This window comes from Pantoea sp. PNA 14-12 (assembly GCF_004364735.1).
Taxonomy (GTDB): domain Bacteria; phylum Pseudomonadota; class Gammaproteobacteria; order Enterobacterales; family Enterobacteriaceae; genus Pantoea; species Pantoea stewartii.
This window is the reverse complement of the sequence record NZ_SOAJ01000003.1, coordinates 475,820-489,604: the sequence shown is the minus strand read 5'-3', so window position 1 is coordinate 489,604 and position 13,785 is coordinate 475,820. Positions and strand designations below refer to the sequence as shown.

Sequence of the window (13,785 nt, the reverse complement as noted above, 5' to 3'; positions counted from 1 at the left end):
ATTAACGTACCTTCAGCGTCGCCAGGCCAATCAGCACCAGCATGAGCGAAATAATCCAGAAGCGCACAATCACGCGCGGCTCTGGCCAGCCTTTCAGTTCGTAATGGTGATGGATCGGTGCCATGCGGAAAATACGCTGGCCACGCAGCTTGAACGATCCCACCTGCAGGATCACCGACAGCGTTTCAACCACAAACACGCCGCCCATAATCACTAATAAAAATTCCTGGCGCAGCAGGACAGCGATGGTACCGAGCGCACCGCCCAGTGCCAGCGAGCCGACATCGCCCATAAAGACCTGAGCCGGATAAGTGTTAAACCAGAGGAAACCTAATCCAGCCCCAACAATCGCCGTACAGACGATAACCAGCTCACCTGCGTGACGCAGATAAGGAATGTGCAGGTAATCGGCGAACTTCACGTTACCGGTCGCCCAGGCGACCAGGGCGAAACCGGCCGCAACAAACACTGTCGGCATGATGGCCAGACCATCCAGCCCATCAGTCAGGTTGACAGCATTGCCGGTACCGACGATGACGAAATAGGCCAGCACAATGTAAAACAGGCCAAGCTGTGGCATCACATCTTTGAAAAACGGCACCACGAGTTCCGTCGCAGGCGTATCTTTACCGGCCAGATAGAGCGCAAAGGCGACTCCGAGCGAAATCACCGACATCCAGAAATATTTCCAGCGGGCAATCAGCCCCCTGGTATCCTTGCGAACCACTTTACGGTAATCATCAACAAAGCCAATGACGCCAAAGCCCACCAGCACCACCAGCACGCACCAGACGTAGGGATTAGAAGGATAAGCCCACATCAGCACCGACAACGTAATCGACGTCAGAATCATGATGCCGCCCATCGTCGGCGTGCCCCGCTTGCTGAAGTGCGATTCGGGACCATCATTACGGACAACCTGCCCGATCTGCAGCTTTTGCAGCCAGGCAATCAGACGCGGCCCCATCCACAGCGAAATAAACAGTGCGGTCAGCAGGCTGACAATGGCGCGAAACGTCAAATACGAAAAGACGTTAAAACCGGAATAAAATGCGACCAGATGCTCGGCCAGCCAAACTAACATGTTCCTTTCTCCTGTAAGCTCTGTACTACCTGCTCCATGGCGGCACTACGCGAACCTTTAATCAATACGGTCATTTCTTTGTGTTCGGACAGCAACTGGCGTAATCGTTCAGTCAGCGCCGTTTTATCGCTGAAATGTTCGCCAACTCCGCTACTTTCACTCATAAAGTGGCTGAACTGCCCGGTGCTTAATACCCGGTCAACGCCTGCAGCTTTGGCGGCCAGGCCGACTTCGCGATGAAGTTGTTCACTTTCATCCCCTAATTCAGCCATATCGCCCACCACCATCACACGGTAGCCAGGCATTTCAGACAGCACCTGTGCCGCCGCAACCATCGATCCTACATTGGCGTTATAGCTGTCATCCAGGAGCAGTTGATGATCTGAGAGCCGGACAGGAAATAAGCGACCAGGAACGGACTGCAGGCTTTTCAGCCCGGTCTGCACCGCGCTAAGCGGTGCATCGACCGACAACGCAAGCGCCGCCGCCGCCAGAGCATTGGCGATATTGTGCCGACCGGGCAGAGGCAGAATAATGTCGATGTCACCACGGGGCGTATGCATGACAAAATGGGTGCCATCCTGGCGAATACGGATATCGCGCGCACCAAATTCGCAGTCTGCGGCCTGCGGCGAGAAGCGCCATACCGTTTTACCGTGCAGGTTCTCCTGCCAGCGTGGCCAGTCATTGCTGTCAGCATTTAAAATCGCCGTTCCCTTTGCGGGCAGGCCGTAAAAAATTTCACCCTTCGCTTTTGCGACACCTTCAAGCGATCCGAAACCCTCAAGGTGCGCGGCAGCCAGATTATTGACCAGCGCCGCTTCCGGACGAACCAGGTCGGTGGTATAGGCGATTTCACCCTGATGATTAGCGCCAAGCTCAATCACGGCATACTGATGTTCTGGCGTGAGACGCAGCAGGGTCATGGGCACGCCAAAATCGTTATTCAGGTTACCGGCGGTATGCAGCGTTTCGCCGCACTGGCGTAAAATCGCTGCGGTCATTTCTTTCACTGACGTTTTACCGGATGAGCCGGTCAGCGCAACGACGCGGGCACTGACCTGCTGACGCACCCAGGACGCCAGCTTACCAAAGGCGATGCGCGTGTCTTTGACAACGACCTGCGGCACCGACACAGGTAAATGCTTACTTACCAGCAAGGCTTTCGCGCCCTTGGCAATCGCATCCTCGGCAAAGTCATGTGCATCAAAGCGCTCACCCACAATGGCAACAAACAGACTGTCTGCGGTGACCTTGCGGGTGTCTGTCGTGACGGTGTTGAACGTCAAATCGTCGCCGTGCAGCGTACCGCTGGTGACCTGCGCTAAGGTGCGTAATGAAACCGGAATCATGCAATGCCTCCTAACAGCGTGGCGACCGTAGCACGATCGGAGTAGTCCAGCCGCTGATGACCAATAATTTGATAATCTTCATGGCCTTTACCGGCGACTAACACAATGTCGTCGGGCTGAGCCTGCATAATAGTGCTGGTGACTGCCTGTGCACGGCCCGCGACAACGCGAGCGCGGCCCGGATCAAGGAGGCCGCTCAGAATGTCCTGCACAATCGTCGCAGGATCTTCGCTGCGCGGATTATCGTCAGTAATCACGACCACATCGGCAAACTGTTCCGCAATGGCACCCATAAGTGGGCGCTTACCTTTGTCGCGATCGCCGCCACAGCCGAACAGGCACCATAGTTTACCTTTACAATGCAGGCGGGCGGCGGCCAGTGCTTTCTCTAATGCGTCGGGCGTGTGGGCATAATCCACCACGACAGTGGGTTTGCCCGGTGCGGTGAAGACTTCCATCCGTCCGGTAACCGGCTGCAGTTTTGCGGCAACGCGCAGTAAATCATCCAGTGCATAACCCAGCGCCAGCAGTGTGGCCAGCGCCAGCAACACGTTACTGACGTTAAAAGCCCCCATCAGACGACTGTCCAGTTCGCCATCGCCCCAACTGGAGCGGAAACGAATGTGGGCACCATTGTCGTGATAGTTCACCTCGGTTGCGCGAAGCCAGCGACCATGGCAGCCAGGCTGCAGGTTATTTTCCATCGAGACAGCAACCGCATCAGGCAGGTTTGCCAGCCAGCGGCGTCCGACTTCATCGTCGGCATTCAGGATGGCCACGCCCACCTGATGTTCAGAGAAGAGCAGCCATTTAGCTGACTCGTACTGTTGCATATCGCCGTGATAATCCAGGTGATCGCGACTGAGGTTGGTAAAGACAGCAGCAGCGAACGGCAAGGCTGCGACACGATGCTGCACCAGACCGTGGGAGGAGATTTCCATGGCGGTCAGCGACGCGCCCTTGCTGGCCAGTTCATCCAGAGTATGCTGGACGTCCACAGCGGAGCCGGTGGTGTTTTCGGCAGGCACGAGCTGGCCGACCAGACCATTTCCCACCGTCCCCATCACCGCGCTGGTTTCACCCAGCAGCTCAGCCCACTGGGCCAGCAACTGACTCGTGGTCGTTTTGCCATTAGTGCCGGTGATGCCAATCAGTTTTTGTCTTTCGCCCGGCTGTTGGTAAAAACGCCCCGCCAGAGCGGAAAGACGCTGGGGCAACTGTGCAAGATAGATAACCGGCACGCCGTGCATTTCGCGTATTTCACCGTCGCTCGCTTCCCCTTCGGCTTCCGCAATCACGGCGGCCACGCCCTGGGCAATGGCCTGAGGAATGAAGCGGCGTCCATCAACCTGATGGCCGGCGATAGCGACAAACAGATCACCCGCAGCCGCCACGCGACTGTCCAGCGTCATGTCACGCAACGGGCGCGCAGGTGCACCAGGCACCCACGGTCCGAGTAAGTCGCGCAGGTTACGATCTGTCACTTGTTTCCTCACTTCTGTTTGTCACCAACTCGTTCTTGTCATTGGTCGGCAGCGCATCCGGCTCGATGTTCATGGTGCGCAGTACGCCGCCCATGATGGCACCAAACACCGGTGCAGAAACCGCACCACCATAATATTTACCGGCCTGAGGATCGTTGATGACCACAACAAGCGCAAAACGAGGACGGCTGGCAGGTGCCACGCCTGCGGTATAGGCGATGTATTTGTTCACATAACGCCCGTCCGGTCCGACTTTTTTCGCCGTACCGGTTTTAATGGCGACGCGATAACCTTTAATGGCGGCTTTCACGCCGCCCCCGCCCGGCAATGCAACGCTTTCCATCATATGCACCACGGTTTTCACCAGAGCTTCAGGAAATACGCGCTCACCGCCCACCGGCGGATCCACTTTGGTGATTGAGAGCGGGCGGGCGATACCAAAGCTGCCAATCGTTGCGTAGACTCGCGCTAACTGTAACGGCGTTACCATTAGCCCGTAGCCGAAAGAGAAGGTGGCCCTCTCTATGTCAGACCACCGTTGTTTTTTAGGGTATAAGCCACTGCTTTCCCCGACCAGCCCCAAATTGGTCGGTTTACCCAGACCAAAGCGCGAGTAAGTTTCTACCAGCGCTGAGGAGGGCATCGCTAACGCCAGTCGGGAAACACCGACGTTACTCGATTTCTGTAGTACGCCAGTCAGCGTGAGTTCGTTATAGCGCGCTACGTCTTTAATCTCATGACCATTTACGCGATACGGCACGGTGTTCAAAACGCTGTTCTCTTTCACCACGCCGCGTTGCAGCGCGGTCATCACCACCATCGGTTTTACCGTCGAGCCGGGTTCGAAAATGTCGGTGATGGCCCGGTTGCGCATCAGATCTTTTGGCGTGTCGCTGAGGTTATTGGGGTTATAGGCAGGGCTGTTCGCCATCGCCAGGACCTCACCGGTATTCACATCCACCAGAACCGCCGTTCCCGATTCGGCTTTGTTAAAGGCGACCGCATTATTCAGCTCACGGTACACCAGCGCCTGTAAACGCTCGTCAATACTCAGAGTGAGGTTATGTGCCGCACGACTGTCCACCGATGAAATGTCTTCGATAACGCGCCCATAGCGATCTTTACGCACGGTACGCTCGCCGGGCTCACCCGTCAGCCATTTGTCAAAGCTCTTTTCGATGCCTTCGATTCCCTGACCATCGATATTGGTGAAGCCAATCAGATGTGAGGTGACCTGTCCGGCAGGGTAATAACGGCGTGATTCTTCGCGCAGATGGATACCGGGCAGCTTGAGTTTTTTGACGTATTCACCAATGGCGGGATTGACCTGGCGGGCCAGATAGATGAACCGGCCTTTAGGATTGGCATTTACGCGGGCGGCCAGTTGATCAATGGGAACAGAAAGCGCATCTGAGAGCGCACGCCAGCGACTGTCGAGCGTGACACCGCCCGCATCATGCAGCTCTTTGGGATCGGCCCAGATGGCGTTAACCGGCACGCTGACCGCCAGCGGACGCCCGCCGCGGTCGCTGATCATCCCCCGCGAGGTGGGCACGGCCTGAACGCGCAGTGAACGTAAATCGCCCTCTTTAACCAGTTTGTCCGGATTAATCACCTGCAGCCAGGCCACGCGTGATAACAGCCCACCTAAGGCCAGTAAAATGCAACCGCATAACAACGCAAAACGCCAGCTTACAAAGCTGGCTTTATCTTCTGGTTTTTTTAACTTCAGCGTTCTTTTTACGCCGCTCATTAGCAGTAACAGGTCCTTATTTTTGCACCACGATGTTTTCCTGCGAAGGATCAACGTGCTGCATCTGCAGCTTCTCGGTGGCGATCCGCTCAACGCGGCTGTGATCGCCAAGGGCATTCTCTTCCAGAATTAAGTTGCGCCACTCAATGTCCAGCGCATCACGCTCAAGCACCAGTTGCTCTCGCTGGGCAGTCAGCAAGCGTGTTTTGTGCGTCGTTGTCACGACCAGCACGGCAGAAACCAGCACAGCAATCAGCAACAGAAAAGGGAGTTTCCCTTTACGCATAATGTCGCCCGCGATGACAGCGGGTAAGCTGTGCCGTTCGTTGCCAATCATGCGTCAGTTCGCTCCGCAATTCGTAAAACGGAACTGCGCGCACGGGGATTCTCTTTCACCTCCGTGTCGCCAGGTACCATTTTGCCCAGCAGCTTCAACTGACGCCCACCCAGTGCATTCAGTTGCTGCTCGGTCATGGGTAAGCCATGGGGCACCTGCGGCCCGCGGCTCTGATCGCGCATAAACCGCTTCACCAACCGGTCTTCCAGCGAATGGAAGCTGATGACAGACAAACGCCCTTGCGGAGCCAGCACATCGACTGCACCTTTTAATGCGGTGTCGATCTCTTCCAGTTCGCTGTTGATCCAGATGCGAATGGCCTGGAAACTACGGGTCGCCGGGTGTTTGAACTTGTCTTTAACCGGTGTTGCTGCGGCAATCACCTCTGCCAGCTCTTTCGTGCGCGTCATCGGTTGATCCAGGTTGCGTTCCACAATCGCCCGCGCAATCCGCTTCGCAAATCGTTCTTCACCATAGGTTTTCAGCACAAAGGCGATATCGGCCTCTTCTGCCTGCATCAACCATTCGGCGGCAGAGTGGCCGCGCGTGGGATCCATGCGCATATCCAGCGGCCCGTCGCGCATAAATGAAAACCCGCGTTCGGCATCATCCAACTGCGGGGATGACACGCCCAGATCCAGTAATATGCCGTCAATCTGACCTGCCAGTTCACGCTCTGCCACATACTCCGCCAGCGCGGAAAAGGGGCCATGAACAATGGAAAAACGCGGATCCGTTATTTCAGCGGCCGCGGCGATAGCTTGCGGATCACGGTCAATGGCGATGAGCTTTCCGTTGGCGCCAAGCTGCGCCAGAATCAAGCGTGAGTGACCGCCACGACCAAAGGTGCCGTCAATATAGATTCCGTCTTCCTTGATGTTGAGGCCATTCACTGCCTCATCCAACAGCACGGTGGTGTGTTTATAATTTTCCTGCATAGCTATAGCGATAAATCCTGCAACCGCTCAGATAAAGGCGACTGAGCTGACTGTTCTGCGTCAATATCATCCCTGACTTGTTGATACCAGGTCTGTTCATCCCACAGTTCAAACTTGTTGAACTGCCCAACCAGCATCACTTCTTTGCTTAAATTTGCATGCTGGCGAAGGGTATTCGCCAGCAATAAGCGGCCCGCATTATCCATCTGACACTCACTGGCATGTCCCAACAGTAAACGCTGCACGCGGCGCTCCATCGGATTCATGCTGGACAGACTCGCCAGTTTTTTCTCAATGATTTCCCATGCGGGTAAGGTGTAAAGCAACAGGCATGGCTGATGGAGGTCGATGGTACAAACCATCTGCCCCTGCGATTCCTCGTTCAGCAAATTACGGTAACGGGTTGGTACCGCCAGTCGTCCTTTGCTGTCGAGATTGACTAACGTTGCTCCACGGAACATGTCAGTCTCACCCCTCAGTTACCCATTTGCACCACTTTATCCCACTTTTTACCACAAAACGAGTTTAAGGATCGTAGGAAATCATTGTCAAGCCGGAGCGGCAGTAGAATATGATTATTTACCGAGGCGGGAATTAACACTGAAAAGGTTTCAAAACGCCGGAAGATGATTAATCAAAATTAAACTAATGAATAATTGAATAAAAAATTCAGCTCTGAAAAAAAACGGCGAAAATTAACACGTTTATTACGGTTGAATAATCCGATGCCGTTTTGAGACAGGGGACGCATTTTAGGGGATTTCTTAACGGAAGCCTAGCCACTCGCCTGATGTTAAGGGGCTAAACCAGCGTTAAGTTGTAAGTAAACAAGAATGGTCTGTTAACTTAATTTGTTAGAATGAATGTTAAACGCTTACGCTTTTTTACTTTGGATAAGAAAGAGTTTAAAAACAGCATTTAAACATCGGGGCAGACAAATCGCTGCCCGTATTATTAATTAGAAATTCTGCTTAATTGTCCGCGACGTAATAAATTGCGGCGAATACGCGTTAATCCAGGCTTGGGTTTACGCGGTTCATCGAGAGACGCTAATACCAATTCCAGTACCCGTTCGGCTACATCACGATGACGCTGGCCTACCGATAACACCGGGCACTCCAGGAAGTCCAGCAGTTCATGATCGCCAAAGGTGGCGATCGCCAGATTGGACGGCAGGCGGCCGTTACGCTTCAGGGTCACATCCATCACACCCTGTAACAGGCCGAATGACGTGGTGAACAGCGCGTCTGGCATTGAGTGATCCTGCAAATACTTTTCGAACACGGCGGCCGACGCCGTGCGCTCAAAACTATTGCAATAGAGGAAGTCGATGGGACGCTCATCCCCTTTCCAGGCTTCTCTGAATCCCAGTTCACGCAGAAAGCTGACCGATAATTCTGGTAACGCGCCCATGAACAGAACGTTGCTGACCTTAAGCTGACGCAGTTCAGCCGCCAGGGCATAAGCATCGTCCTGGTCAGCACCGACCACGCTGGTAAAGTGTTCACGATCCAGCGCGCGGTCCAGTGCGATGATGGGCAGGGGATTGTTAATCCAGCGCTGATAAAAAGGATGCTCAGGAGGAAGTGAAGTGGATACGATAATGGCGTCCACCTGGCGTTGCAGCAGATGCTCAATACAGCGCATTTCATTGTCAGGCTGATCTTCAGAACAGGCGATCAATAACTGGTAGCCACGCTGGCGGGCCTGACGCTCAAGATAGTTAGCAATACGTGTATAACTGGTGTTTTCCAGATCGGGAATCACCAGACCGATCGAGCGCGTGCGCCCGGCGCGCAGCCCTGCCGCCACAGCATTAGGATGATAGTTATGCTCGCGGACCACCGCCATGACTTTCTCAACGGTTTTATCGCTGACACGATACTGCCGTGCCTTTCCATTAATGACGTAACTGGCCGTGGTGCGCGATACACCCGCCAGGCGCGCAATTTCATCCAGTTTCACTGTAACCCCACCGTTAAGCGGGTCTGATAACCCGCAGATAAGCTATGGACATTCTTTTATCACATCTAACAGCAGAAAAGTGCGCGGAGCAACCGCTTTTCTGATGGTGAACCTTGTTCTGCACAAAAAAGAAAAAACCCGGCATTTCGCCGGGTTACATTCGTTTTAGATCGTTACGGCGCGTGATTAACGCATTATCCGTTCGCCACGTGAAACACCAACGATGCCGGAGCGCGCGACTTCTACAATTTCAGCCACTTCGCGTACCGTGCTTAAGAATGCATCCAGCTTATCACTGGTGCCTGCCAGCTGAACCGTGTAAAGCGAAGGCGTCACATCAATAATCTGGCCCCGGAAAATTTCTGCGCTGCGCTTTACCTCTTCGCGGCCATAACCTGTCGCCTGAATTTTCACCAGCATAATTTCACGTTCGACGTAAGCGCCCTGCCCTAACTCGGTCACACGCAAAACATCGACCAGCTTGTGCAGCTGTTTCTCAATCTGCTCCAGGACTTTCTGGTCGCCAACAGTCTGAATCGTCATGCGTGACAGCGTAGGATCGTCCGTGGGTGCAACCGTCAGGCTCTCAATGTTGTAGCCACGCTGTGAAAACAGGCCAACAACACGAGACAATGCGCCGGATTCGTTTTCCAGCAAAACCGATAAAATGCGACGCATAATTAAGTCCTCTCCGTTTTGCTCAACCACATCTCATCCATACTGCCACCGCGAATCTGCATCGGGTAAACATGCTCACTGCCGTCAACGTTAACATCAACAAACACCAGTCGTCCTTTTGCCAGAGTTTCCAGTGCCAGCGTCAGCTTCTCTTCCAGCTCCGCAGGATGACTGATGGCAATGCCTACGTGACCATAGGCCTCCGCCAGGCGAACGAAATCAGGCAATGATTCCATATAAGACTGAGAATGGCGGCCAGAGTAAATCATGTCCTGCCACTGTTTCACCATGCCCAGGAAGCGGTTGTTCAGGTTCAGCACTAATACCGGCAGATCATACTGGAGCGCGGTCGAAAGCTCCTGAATGTTCATCTGAATACTGCCATCGCCCGTCACGCAAATCACCGTTTCGTCAGGCAGCGCCATTTTGACACCCAGCGCGGCAGGCAGGCCGAAGCCCATGGTGCCGAGGCCACCAGAGTTAATCCAGCGACGGGGTTTATCAAAGGTGTAGTAGAGCGCGGCAAACATCTGATGCTGCCCTACGTCCGATGTCACGTAAGCATCACCATTAGTAAGACGGCAGATGGTTTCGATCACGGCCTGGGGTTTGATTTTGTCACTGGTACGATCGTAGGCAAGGCACTGACGTCCGCGCCAGGTCTCAATCGACTGCCACCAGTCACGCAGACTGTCTAACTGCTGCTTCGCCTCCGTGTGATCAAGCAGTTCCAGCATCTGCTGTAACGTCTGTTTTGCATCGCCCACAATCGGAATATCCGCGGAGACCGTTTTGGAAATCGACGTCGGATCGATATCAATATGCATCACGGTGGCGTTCGGGCAGTATTTTGCCAGATTGTTGGTGGTGCGATCGTCAAAACGTACACCAACGCCGAAGATCAAATCGGCATTGTGCATCGTCATATTCGCTTCGTAGGTTCCGTGCATACCGAGCATACCTACGCACTGGCGATGGCTGCCAGGGAACGCACCCAGCCCCATCAGTGAAGTCGTGACCGGAATATTCAGGCGCTCAGCCAGCTGCAACAGCTCGGCTTCACACGACGATGTAATGGCACCGCCGCCGGCATAGATAACCGGCTTATGCGCCGCCAGTAAGGTTTGTAACGCACGCTTAATCTGGCCTTTATGGCCCTGAATTGTCGGATTATACGAGCGCATGCTCACTTCCTGCGGATAGTGATAAGGCAGCTTATTCGCAGGATTAAGGATATCTTTTGGCAGATCGATAACCACCGGTCCCGGGCGACCGCTGGATGCCAGCCAGAAAGCTTTTTTCAGTACCGTCGGGATCTCTTCGGTGTTTTTCACCAGAAAACTGTGTTTCACCACCGGGCGGGAAATCCCCACCATGTCACATTCCTGGAAGGCATCATAACCAATCAGCGAAGACGGCACCTGACCCGACAGAATGACTAACGGAATAGAATCCATATAGGCGGTCGCGATACCGGTGATCGCATTGGTTGCACCCGGCCCGGACGTCACCAGCACCACACCGACTTCACCGGTTGCGCGTGCCAGACCATCGGCCATGTGGACCGCACCCTGCTCGTGGCGGACCAGAACATGGTCGATGCCCCCTACAGTTTGCAGCGCATCATAGATATCGAGTACTGCGCCACCCGGATAACCGAACACTTGCTTCACGCCCTGGTCGATCAACGACCGGACGACCATTTCGGCTCCTGACAACATCTCCATCTTCTGCCTCCCGGCTTGAGGAACTGAATCCACTGGCGACGGCTTTTCCGCTAGCCATATGCATCCTGCCCTGTTTCGCCAATTAAAATCAAAACCTTATGTTTTTGCTAAGACCGCAAAACTCATTTCTGCGATCCAGATACAGAGAATTCTGCTGGGTTAATTTTTCTAAGAGTAGGTCGATTACCATAACCGTAGAAAAACGGGCTGGCAAACGCCAAACGCATTTGATGAAAGGCGGCGGGATTCAAAGCCTCTGCCCGCCAACTTTTGCCTGCGATTATTAAACTAAATACGTTCAATAATGGCAGAGGAAAATGCTGTGAATGATATTTTTTGTAGCCATATCTAAGAAATAAAAAAAACCTATGACGAACGGACTCAGCCAGCCATTTTTTCCTCATGCGTTTTTATGGCGTAATTATCTTATAAAAATTTAAAGCGCATGAGATTATGCTGCCTGAGATGGCCTGATTATGGATAAAGCGATACTGGAATATTAATTTATCATTATATTTCATCACCTTAAAAAGCAGCCTTTCTTCTGTAACCCCGTATCAGCAGTAATGAACGTCATGGGTTCTGTCCGCCTCGTTTAATACTCTGTGAGCGTCAAAAATGTCAGAACATTTTTCTTTGTGGCGGCTGAAAATAACCCTTCGCTTATGGTTGACATCGATTGTTGATTCCAGTACCAATAGATGCAGCAAAAAATTCACGGGGTTTGAAACATGTCACGTTCTTTTCGTCTATCAGGTCTACTACTTATCGCAAATTCTCTGCGCGGTAGACTTGTGGGCGAAATCAAACACTGATTCGAACCTGCTAAAAGTTAAAAACCCGCGCCTGTCGCGGGTTTTTTTATGCTCGTTGCAAGGCAAGAAACGCAAAAGGATGAACACGATGAGCCAGCAAGTTATTATTTTCGATACCACTCTGCGTGATGGTGAACAGGCCTTACAGGCCAGCCTGAGTGTGAAAGAAAAACTGCAGATTGCGTTAGCGCTGGAACGTATGGGCGTTGATGTGATGGAAGTCGGCTTCCCCGTCTCGTCACCAGGTGATTTTGAATCCGTACAAACCATTGCGCGTACCATTAAAAACAGTCGGGTTTGCGGCCTGGCGCGCTGCGTTGAGCAGGACATTGATGCCGCCTACGAATCATTGCGGGTTGCCGAGGCCTTCCGCATCCATACCTTTATTGCCACCTCGCCGATGCATATCGCCACGAAACTGCGCAGCACCTTACCCGAGGTAATTGAGCGGGCGGTGCGCATGGTAAAACGTGCCCGTAACTATACGGACGATGTTGAATTCTCCTGTGAAGACGGTGGTCGTACGCCCATTGACGACCTGTGCCGCATGGTCGAAGCCGCCATAAATGCGGGCGCAACCACCATCAATATCCCTGATACCGTTGGCTATACCCTGCCGAATGAATACGCCAACATTATCAGCCAGTTAATCAACCGCGTACCGAATATCGACAAAGCGATTCTGTCTGTGCACACACACGACGATTTAGGCATGGCCACCGGTAATGCGATTGCAGCGGTGCAGGCCGGGGCGCGTCAGGTGGAAGGGACATTGAACGGCCTGGGCGAACGTGCCGGTAACTGTGCGCTGGAAGAAGTGATCATGGCGATTAAAACCCGCCAGCAGATCATGAATGTTCATACCAACATTCACCATCATGAAATTTATCGTACCAGCCAGATGATTAGCCAGATCTGCAATATGCCGATTCCGGCCAACAAAGCGGTTGTCGGATCGAACGCGTTTGCCCACTCGTCGGGCATTCATCAGGACGGCGTGATTAAGAATCGTGAAAACTATGAAATCCTGACGCCAGAATCCATTGGCCTGCATAAAATTCAGCTTAATCTGACATCCCGTTCCGGTCGTGCAGCGGTAAAACATCGCATGGAAGAGATGGGCTACACAGAGAGCGAATACAATCTGGATTCCCTGTATGACGCTTTCCTGAAACTGGCGGACAAGAAAGGTCAGGTTTTTGACTACGACCTGGAAGCGCTGGCTTTCATCGACAAACAAAACGAAGAGCCTGAATTTTTCCAACTGAATGATTTCACTGTGCGGTCAGGCTCCAGTATTACGGCGACCGCGTCGGTCAATCTGGGTTGTGGCGAACAGACGAAATCAGAAGCGGCGACCGGGAACGGTCCGGTTGATGCGGTTTATCAGGCCATTAACCGAATTACCCAGTTCAATGCCGAGCTGGTTAATTACAAGCTGACGGCAAAAGGCCACGGCGAAAATGCCCTGGGCCAGGTCGATATTGTGGTGAGCTACAACAACCGCAAATTCCACGGCGTTGGTCTGGCGACAGATATCGTCGAATCGTCTGCCAAAGCGATGGTGAACGCCTTAAACAACATCTGGCGAGCCAAACAGGTCGAGAAAGAGTTACAGCGCAAGTCTAAAGATCAGAAGGAAACGGTGTAAT

Annotated in this window: 11 protein-coding genes; 1 reads left to right on the top strand and 10 read right to left on the bottom strand. The window is 53.2% G+C overall.

Annotation, left to right across the window (positions count from 1 at the left end; translation table 11 throughout):
• Position 1 precedes the first annotated feature (1 nt).
• The 10 genes from mraY to ilvI form a co-directional block, all read right to left on the bottom strand.
• A complete protein-coding gene (gene mraY / locus C7434_RS13320; protein WP_033740254.1) occupies positions 2-1,084 on the bottom strand; it encodes a phospho-N-acetylmuramoyl-pentapeptide-transferase in 1,083 nt (360 codons plus the stop codon).
• On the bottom strand, positions 1,078-2,436 hold the full coding sequence (murF, locus tag C7434_RS13315) for a UDP-N-acetylmuramoyl-tripeptide--D-alanyl-D-alanine ligase (RefSeq protein ID WP_033740253.1): 1,359 nt from the start codon (positions 2,434-2,436) through the stop codon (positions 1,078-1,080). The genes mraY and murF overlap by 7 nt, the downstream gene beginning before the upstream one ends.
• Entirely contained in the window at positions 2,433-3,920 is a 1,488-nt protein-coding gene (murE, locus tag C7434_RS13310; RefSeq protein WP_033740252.1) for a UDP-N-acetylmuramoyl-L-alanyl-D-glutamate--2,6-diaminopimelate ligase, read from the bottom strand. The genes murF and murE overlap by 4 nt, the downstream gene beginning before the upstream one ends.
• Positions 3,907-5,673 (bottom strand): peptidoglycan glycosyltransferase FtsI, encoded by a 1,767-nt coding sequence (locus tag C7434_RS13305; RefSeq protein WP_006117671.1) that lies wholly within the window; start codon positions 5,671-5,673, stop codon positions 3,907-3,909. Before C7434_RS13305 ends, murE begins: the two co-directional genes overlap by 14 nt.
• Positions 5,674-5,689: 16 nt before the next feature.
• On the bottom strand, positions 5,690-6,010 hold the full coding sequence (gene ftsL / locus C7434_RS13300) for a cell division protein FtsL (RefSeq protein ID WP_006117670.1): 321 nt from the start codon (positions 6,008-6,010) through the stop codon (positions 5,690-5,692).
• A complete protein-coding gene (rsmH, locus tag C7434_RS13295) occupies positions 6,007-6,948 on the bottom strand; it encodes a 16S rRNA (cytosine(1402)-N(4))-methyltransferase RsmH (protein WP_033740250.1) in 942 nt (313 codons plus the stop codon). Before rsmH ends, ftsL begins: the two co-directional genes overlap by 4 nt.
• A gap of 2 nt (positions 6,949-6,950) precedes the next feature.
• Positions 6,951-7,409, bottom strand: a complete 459-nt coding sequence (mraZ, locus tag C7434_RS13290; RefSeq protein ID WP_006117668.1) for a division/cell wall cluster transcriptional repressor MraZ — start codon at positions 7,407-7,409, stop codon at positions 6,951-6,953.
• A gap of 493 nt (positions 7,410-7,902) precedes the next feature.
• Positions 7,903-8,913, bottom strand: coding sequence for a catabolite repressor/activator (cra, locus tag C7434_RS13285; RefSeq protein WP_006117666.1), 1,011 nt, complete (start codon positions 8,911-8,913; stop codon positions 7,903-7,905).
• Positions 8,914-9,099: 186 nt separating this feature from the next.
• The gene (gene ilvN, locus C7434_RS13280) at positions 9,100-9,591 is read right to left on the bottom strand and encodes an acetolactate synthase small subunit (protein ID WP_006117664.1); all 492 of its coding nucleotides are present in this window, start codon (positions 9,589-9,591) and stop codon (positions 9,100-9,102) included.
• A gap of 2 nt (positions 9,592-9,593) precedes the next feature.
• On the bottom strand, positions 9,594-11,318 hold the full coding sequence (gene ilvI / locus C7434_RS13275) for an acetolactate synthase 3 large subunit (protein ID WP_006117663.1): 1,725 nt from the start codon (positions 11,316-11,318) through the stop codon (positions 9,594-9,596).
• Positions 11,319-12,221: 903 nt separating this feature from the next.
• Here ilvI and leuA point away from each other — a divergent pair.
• Positions 12,222-13,784, top strand: coding sequence for a 2-isopropylmalate synthase (gene leuA, locus C7434_RS13265; protein ID WP_133745528.1), 1,563 nt, complete (start codon positions 12,222-12,224; stop codon positions 13,782-13,784).
• The last annotated feature ends 1 nt before the right edge of the window (position 13,785 follow it).